The organism is Paracoccus binzhouensis (genome assembly GCF_016446475.1).
In the GTDB taxonomy this organism is placed as follows: domain Bacteria; phylum Pseudomonadota; class Alphaproteobacteria; order Rhodobacterales; family Rhodobacteraceae; genus Paracoccus; species Paracoccus binzhouensis.
In genome coordinates, this window is sequence record NZ_JAEHFP010000051.1 from 22039 (window position 1) to 29286 (window position 7248).

Consider the following 7248-nt stretch of genomic DNA (forward strand, 5'->3'; position numbering starts at 1 on the left):
CCATGAGCCATCTTCTGGATCGCCTGAACTTCCTGACCAGCCTGCGCAAGGATACCTTCGCCGAAGGCCACGGCCAGACCACCATCGAAAGCCGCGACTGGGAGGACAGCTATCGCGCCCGCTGGCGGCATGACAAGATCGTCCGCTCCACCCACGGGGTGAACTGCACGGGCTCCTGCTCGTGGAAGATCTACGTCAAGTCCGGCATCGTCACCTGGGAGACCCAGCAGACCGACTATCCGCGCACCCGGCCGGACCTGCCCAACCACGAGCCGCGCGGCTGCGCGCGCGGCGCCTCCTACAGCTGGTATCTCTACAGCGCCAACCGGGTGAAGACGCCGCTGATCCGCGGCAAGCTGATGCGGCTCTGGCGCGAGCGGCGCAAGACCATGTCGCCGGTCGAGGCCTGGGCCTCGATCCAGAACGACCCGCAGGCGCGCGAAAGCTATACCCGCATCCGCGGCAAGGGCGGCTTCGTGCGCGCCACCTGGGACGAGGCGACCGAGATCACCGCCGCCGCCAACGCCTATACCGCCCGGAAATACGGTCCCGACCGGGTCTTCGGCTTCTCGCCCATCCCGGCCATGTCGATGATCTCCTATGCCGCGGGGACGCGCTACCTGTCGCTTCTGGGCGGCACCTGCATGTCCTTCTATGACTGGTATTGCGACCTGCCGCCGGCCTCGCCCCAGATCTGGGGCGAGCAGACCGACGTTCCCGAAAGCGCCGACTGGTACAATGCGGGCTACCTGCTGCTCTGGGGCTCGAACGTGCCGCAGACCCGCACGCCCGACGCGCATTTCTATACCGAGGCGCGCTATCGCGGCACCAAGTCGGCGGTGATCTGCCCGGACTATTCGGAAGCGGCGAAGTTCGGCGACATCTGGCTGAACGTCAAGCAGGGCACCGACGCGGCGCTGGGCATGGCCTTCGGCCATGTCATCCTGCGCGAGTTCCACCTGGACCGTCAGGCCGAATATTTCGAGGATTACTGCCGGCGCTATTCCGACATGCCGATGCTGGTGCGGCTGGACGACCGGGACGGCCGGCTGGTTCCCGGCCGGCAGCTGCGCGCCAGCGATTTCGACGGCGCGCTGGACCAGGCGAACAATCCCGAATGGAAGACCGTCGCCATCGACGAGACCACCGGCCGCATCGTGGTCCCCAACGGTTCGATCGGCTTCCGCTGGGGCGAGCAGGGGCGCTGGAACCTGGAACAGAAGGCCGGCGAGGACGAGGTGCGCCTGCGCATGAGCCTGATCCTCGACCAGGACCGCGACGACGTGGTCGCGGTCGACTTCCCCTATTTCGGCGGCGCCGCGACCAACGGCTTCGCGGTGGACGACCGCGGCACGGTGCTGACCCGCAACGTGCCGGTCAAGCGCCTGACCCTGGCCAATGGCGAGGAGGCGCTGGTCGCCACGGTCTTCGACCTGCTTTGCGCCAATTACAGCCTCGACCGCGGCCTGGGCGGCGAGAACGTCGCCAGGAGCTATGACGCCGACGTGCCCTTCACCCCGGCCTGGGCCGAGCGGATCACCGGCGTGCGCCGCGACAAGATCATCCAGGTGGCGCGGGAATTCGCCGGCAATGCCGAAAAGACCAAGGGCAAGTCCATGGTCATCATCGGCGCGGCGATGAACCACTGGTTCCACATGGACATGAACTATCGCGCCGTCATCAACATGCTGGTGATGTGCGGCTGCGTCGGCCAGTCCGGCGGCGGCTGGGCGCATTACGTCGGCCAGGAAAAGCTGCGCCCGCAGACCGGCTGGACGGCGCTGGCCTTCGCGCTGGACTGGGCGCGCCCGCCGCGCCACATGAACTCGACCAGCGCCTTCTATGCCCATACCGACCAGTGGCGCTACGAGACGGTGACGGCGCGCGAGCTGCTGTCGCCCACCGCCCCGAAAGGCGACTGGGACCGGCTGAGCCTGATCGACTACAACATCCGGGCCGAGCGCATGGGCTGGCTGCCTTCGGCGCCGCAGCTGCGCACCAACCCGCTGGAGGTCGGCCGCGCCGCCCGGGCCGAGGGCATCGAGGCCAGGGACTATGTCGCCCGCGAGCTGAAATCCGGCCGGCTGGAAATGTCCTGCGAAGACCCGGACGCGCCGGAGAACTGGCCGCGCAACCTTTATGTCTGGCGCTCGAACCTGCTGGGTTCCTCGGGCAAGGGGCATGAATACTTCCTCAAGCACCTGCTGGGCACCGATCACGGCGTGCAGGGCAAGGATCTGGGCGAGGAAGGCGGCGTGAAGCCGGTCGAGGCGCGCTGGCACGACCAGGCGCCCGAGGGCAAGCTGGACCTGCTGGTCACCATCGACTTCCGCATGTCGACCACCGCCGTCTATGCCGACATCGTCCTGCCGACCGCCAGCTGGTACGAAAAGGACGACATGAACACCTCGGACATGCATCCGTTCATCCACCCGCTGCAGGCGGCGGTGGACCCGGCCTACGAGTCGAAATCCGACTGGGAAATCTTCAAGGCGATCGCCCGGAAATTCTCGGACATCGCCCCCGAGGTGCTGGGGGTCGAGACCGACGTGGTGCAGCTGCCGCTGCAGCATGACAGCGCCGGCGAGATCATGCAGCCTTTCGTCGCCGACTGGAAACAGGGCCAGTGCGACCTGACCCCCGGCAAGACCGCACCGGCCTATATCGAGGTCACGCGCGATTACCCGAACCTCTACAAGCGCTTCACCGCGCTTGGCCCGCTGATGGAAAAGCTCGGCAATGGCGGCAAGGGCATCGCCTGGGACACCAAGACCGAGGTGCACCACCTGAAGGCGCTGAACGGCACCGTGACGGAAGAGGGCGCGACCCAGGGCATGGCCCGCATCGACAGCGCCATCGACGCCGCCGAGGTGGTGCTGATGCTGGCCCCCGAGACCAACGGCGAGGTCGCCGTCAAGGCCTGGGAGGCGCTGTCGAAGGCCACCGGCATCAGCCACAAGCACCTGGCCGAGGTCAAGGAGGACGAGAAGATCCGCTTCCGCGACATCGCGGCGCAACCGAGAAAGATCATCTCGTCGCCGACCTGGTCGGGCATCGAAAGCGAGGAGGTCTGCTACAACGCCGGCTGGACCAACGTGCACGAGCTGATCCCGTGGCGCACCGTCACCGGCCGCCAGCAGCTGTACCAGGACCATGAATGGATGCGCGCCTTTGGCGAGGGCTTCGTGACCTGGCGCCCGCCGGTGGACCTGAAGACCGTGGGCCATGCCGCGACGAAATCGCTGGGCGCCAGCGAAAAGCACGTAGTGCTGAACTTCCTGACGCCGCACCAGAAATGGGGCATCCACTCGACCTATACCGACAACCTGCTGATGCTGACGCTGAACCGCGGCGGCCCGGTGGTGTGGATCTCGGAACTGGACGCGAAAAAGGCCGGCGTCGTCGATAACGACTGGGTCGAGGTCTTCAATGCGAATGGCGCCATCACCGCCCGCGCGGTGGTCAGCCAGCGCATCAAGGAAGGCAGCATGTTCATGTATCACGCTCAGGAAAAGATCGTGAACACGCCCGGCTCGAAGGTCACCGGCATGCGCGGCGGCATCCACAACTCGGTCACCCGCATCGTGCTGAAGCCCACGCACATGATCGGCGGCTATGCGCAGCTGGCTTACGGCTTCAACTATTACGGCACCGTGGGCGCCAACCGGGACGAGTTCGTCATCGTCCGCAAGCTGGACAAGATCGACTGGCTGGACCAGCCGGCCGACACCGCAACCCAAACCGTGGAGGCAGCGGAATGAAAGTTCGTGCGCAAATCGGCATGGTGCTGAACCTGGACAAGTGTATCGGCTGCCATACCTGCTCGGTGACCTGCAAGAACGTCTGGACCTCGCGCGAGGGCGTCGAATACGCCTGGTTCAACAATGTCGAGACCAAGCCCGGCATCGGCTATCCCAAGGATTGGGAGAACCAGAGGCGCTGGAACGGCGGCTGGGTGCGGACGAAATCGGGCCATCTGCAACCCAAGCAGGGCGGCAAGTGGCGGATCCTGGCGAATATCTTCGCCAATCCCGACCTGCCCGAGATCGACGATTTCTACGAGCCCTTCGATTTCGACTACGACCACCTGAAATCGGCGCCCGAGATGCAGGCCTTCCCGACCGCCCGGCCGCGCTCGAAGATCAGCGGCGAGCGCATGGAAAAGATCGAATGGGGCCCGAACTGGGAGGAGATCCTGGGCGGCGAATTCGAGAAACGCAGCAAGGATTATAATTTCGAGGGCGTGCAGAAGGACATCTACGGAGAGTATGAGAATACCTTCATGATGTATCTGCCGCGGCTCTGCGAACACTGCCTGAACCCGGCCTGCGTCGCCTCCTGCCCCTCGGGCGCGATCTACAAGCGCGAGGACGACGGCGTGGTGCTGATCGACCAGGAGAAATGCCGGGGCTGGCGCATGTGCGTTTCCGGCTGCCCCTACAAGAAGATCTATTACAACTGGTCCTCGGGCAAATCCGAGAAATGCATCCTGTGCTATCCGCGCCTGGAAAGCGGCCAGCCTACGGTCTGCTCGGAAACCTGCGTCGGGCGCATCCGCTATCTGGGCGTGATGCTGTATGATGCCGACAGGATCGCCGAGGCGGCCGCGACCGAGTCGGAAATGGACCTCTACGACGCGCAGCTGGGCGTGTTCCTGGACCCGAACGACCCCGAGGTGATCGCCGCGGCGCGCGCCGAGGGCATCCCCGAGGACTGGATCAAGGGCGCGCAGAACTCGCCGATCTGGAAGATGGCGATGGAGTGGAAGATCGCCTTCCCGCTGCACCCGGAATACCGGACGCTGCCGATGGTCTGGTATGTGCCGCCGCTGTCGCCGATCCAGAACGCCGCCGAGGCCGGCAAGATCGCCGCGCAGGACGACATGCCCGACGTGCGCAGCCTGCGCATCCCGCTGCGTTACCTCGCGAACATGCTGACCGCCGGCGACGAGGCCCCGGTCGCCTCGGCCTTGGAGCGGATGCTGGCGATGCGCAGCTACATGCGCTCGAAAACCGTGGACGGCGTGGTGAACCTGGGCGTCGCCAAGCGCGTCGGCCTGACCCCGCACCAGATCGATGAGATGTATCACCTGCTCGCTATCGCCAATTACGAGGACCGCTTCGTCATCCCGACCACGCATCGCGAGCTGGTCGAGGATGCCTATGACCTGAAGGGCGGCTGCAGCTTCACCGACGGCAACGGCTGCTCGTCGGGGCACAGCGGCGGCAAGCTGTTCTCGGGCAAGAAGTTCCGCAGCCCGCAGGAGTTCATCGCATGAAGACCTTCAAGGCATTCTCGCTGCTGCTGAGCTATCCCTCGGCCGAATTGCAGCAGGCGATCCCCGCCATCGAGGCGACGTTGCGCGACGACGGGCTGCTGGGCCCCAAGCGCATGGAGGCGCTGGCGCCGCTGCTGGCCGAACTGGCGCGCGGCGACCTTTACGAGTTGCAGGAACGCTATGTGCTGCTTTTCGACCGCTCGCGCACCCTGTCGCTGAACCTGTTCGAGCATATCCACGGCGAAAGCCGCGACCGCGGCGGCGCCATGGTCGACCTGCTGGACATGTATCGCGCCGGCGGCCTGGACCTGGGCGGGACCGAGCTGCCCGACCACCTGCCGGTGCTGCTGGAATACCTGTCGACCCGGCCGCTGGCCGAGGCGCAGGCGGTGCTGGCCGATGCCGGCCATATCCTGGTGGCGCTGGCCGAGCGGCTGACGCGCCGCGACACCGCCTATGCCGCGGTGCTCGAGGCGCTGGTCACCATCGCCGGCGCCGATCCCGAGACCGAAGAGGTGCAGACCCTGCTGGCCTGCAAGGACGACGATCCCGAGGATCTGTCGGCGCTCGATGCCGTCTGGGCCGAGGCGCAGGTCACCTTCGGCCCCGATCCCAATGCCGGCTGCCCGGTCAGCCGCGACCTGCTTGCCCGCATGGACCCCGCGCTGGACCGCAATCCGGCGCGGACCGCTAGCTAACAGGAGGAAGAGATGAACAGTTTCCTGTTCGGAACCTATCCCTATATCGCCATCACCGTGATGGTCCTGGGCTCGATCCTGCGTTACGAGCGCGACCCCTTCACCTGGAAATCCTCGTCCAGCCAGCTGCTGCGCCGCCGGCAATTCGTCATCGGCTCGGTGCTGTTCCATGTCGGCGTGCTGGTGATCCTGGGCGGCCACCTGGTCGGGCTGCTGACGCCCATCGCCGTCTTCGACGCGTTGGGGATCGGCCATGGCGCCAAGCAGGTGCTGGCCATGGCGGCTGGTGGCATCGCGGGCCTCATGGCGCTGGCGGGTGGCGCGATCCTGCTGCATCGCCGGCTGACTGACCCGCGCATTCGCGCCAATTCCACCCTGGCCGATACCGGTATCCTGGCGCTGCTGATGCTGCAGCTGCTGCTGGGGCTGGGGACGATCTTCGTCTCGGCCGGTCATCTGGACGGGCACGAGATGGTCAAGTTCATGGACTGGGCGCAGGCCGTGGCCTATTTCGGTCCGGACCCGGCGGCGCATCTGGCGGACGTGGCCTGGATCTTCAAGGCGCATATCTTGCTGGGCCTGACAATCTTCCTGCTGTTCCCCTTCACCCGGCTGGTGCACATGCTCTCGGCGCCGCTGCGCTATCTGTGGCGGCCCGGTTACCAGATCGTGCGCTCGAAGCGTGGCGCGCGGCAGGGCGTCGGGCTGAGCCCGCTGCCCCGCGACCTTGCCGCGCGCGAGGCGCTGGCCCGCAGGGTGGCGGCGCAGGACCTGGCCCGGCAGCGGCCCGAGTCCCTGCCGCGGACGGCGGAGTGACGGTCATGGAGATGAAGCCGCTTCTGCCGCCGGTCGTGGTCAACGACGTGACCATCCCGGCCGAGCGCATCGCTGCCGAGGCGCAGAACCATCCGGCGCCCAAGGGCAAGCCGGGCCAGGCCTGGAAAGCCGCCGCCCGTGCCCTGGCCCTGCGCGAGATCCTGCTGCAGGAGGCGCGGGCGCGGGGCATCGCCCCCGAGCCGGCCGAGCTTGCCCCCGGCCAGTGGGAAATCGGGGAGGAGGCGATGATCCGCCAGCTTCTCGAATCCGCCATCCGCCCCGAGCCGGTGGACGACGCCGCCCTGCGCGCGTTTTACGACGCCGCGCCCGAGCGGTTCCGCGCCCCCTCGCTTTACGAGGCGGCGCATATCCTGATCGCCGCGCCGGCAGGCGACGCCGCGGCCCGTGCGGCGGCGCGCGAGGCGGCCCTGGCGGTGCTGGACGAGCTGCGCCGCG

The 7248-nt window shown here is 66.7% G+C and carries 4 protein-coding genes and 1 pseudogene; all 5 read left to right on the forward strand.

What is annotated here, in order from left to right; all coding sequences use genetic code 11:
* Window positions 1-2: 2 nt before the first annotated feature.
* Window positions 3-3761, forward strand: coding sequence for a nitrate reductase subunit alpha (locus I9P22_RS12905; protein ID WP_199259896.1), 3759 nt, complete (start codon window positions 3-5; stop codon window positions 3759-3761).
* Window positions 3758-5278, forward strand: coding sequence for a nitrate reductase subunit beta (gene narH, locus I9P22_RS12910; protein WP_199259897.1), 1521 nt, complete (start codon window positions 3758-3760; stop codon window positions 5276-5278). The genes I9P22_RS12905 and narH overlap by 4 nt, the downstream gene beginning before the upstream one ends.
* Entirely contained in the window at window positions 5275-5976 is a 702-nt protein-coding gene (gene narJ / locus I9P22_RS12915; protein WP_199259898.1) for a nitrate reductase molybdenum cofactor assembly chaperone, read from the forward strand. Before narH ends, narJ begins: the two co-directional genes overlap by 4 nt.
* 12 nt (window positions 5977-5988) lie before the next feature.
* Entirely contained in the window at window positions 5989-6792 is an 804-nt protein-coding gene (gene narI / locus I9P22_RS12920) for a respiratory nitrate reductase subunit gamma (protein ID WP_199259899.1), read from the forward strand.
* Between the two features lie 5 nt (window positions 6793-6797).
* A pseudogene (locus I9P22_RS12925) lies at window positions 6798-7248 on the forward strand (peptidylprolyl isomerase); the annotation flags it as partial.

Excerpts from the sequence above, each read along its gene's own strand:
- I9P22_RS12905 (WP_199259896.1), top strand. The coding sequence starts at position 3 with ATGAGCCATCTTCTGGATCGCCTGAACTTCCTGACCAGCCTGCGCAAG.
- narH (WP_199259897.1), top strand. The coding sequence starts at position 3,758 with ATGAAAGTTCGTGCGCAAATCGGCATGGTGCTGAACCTGGACAAGTGT.
- narJ (WP_199259898.1), top strand. The coding sequence starts at position 5,275 with ATGAAGACCTTCAAGGCATTCTCGCTGCTGCTGAGCTATCCCTCGGCC.
- narI (WP_199259899.1), top strand. The coding sequence starts at position 5,989 with ATGAACAGTTTCCTGTTCGGAACCTATCCCTATATCGCCATCACCGTG.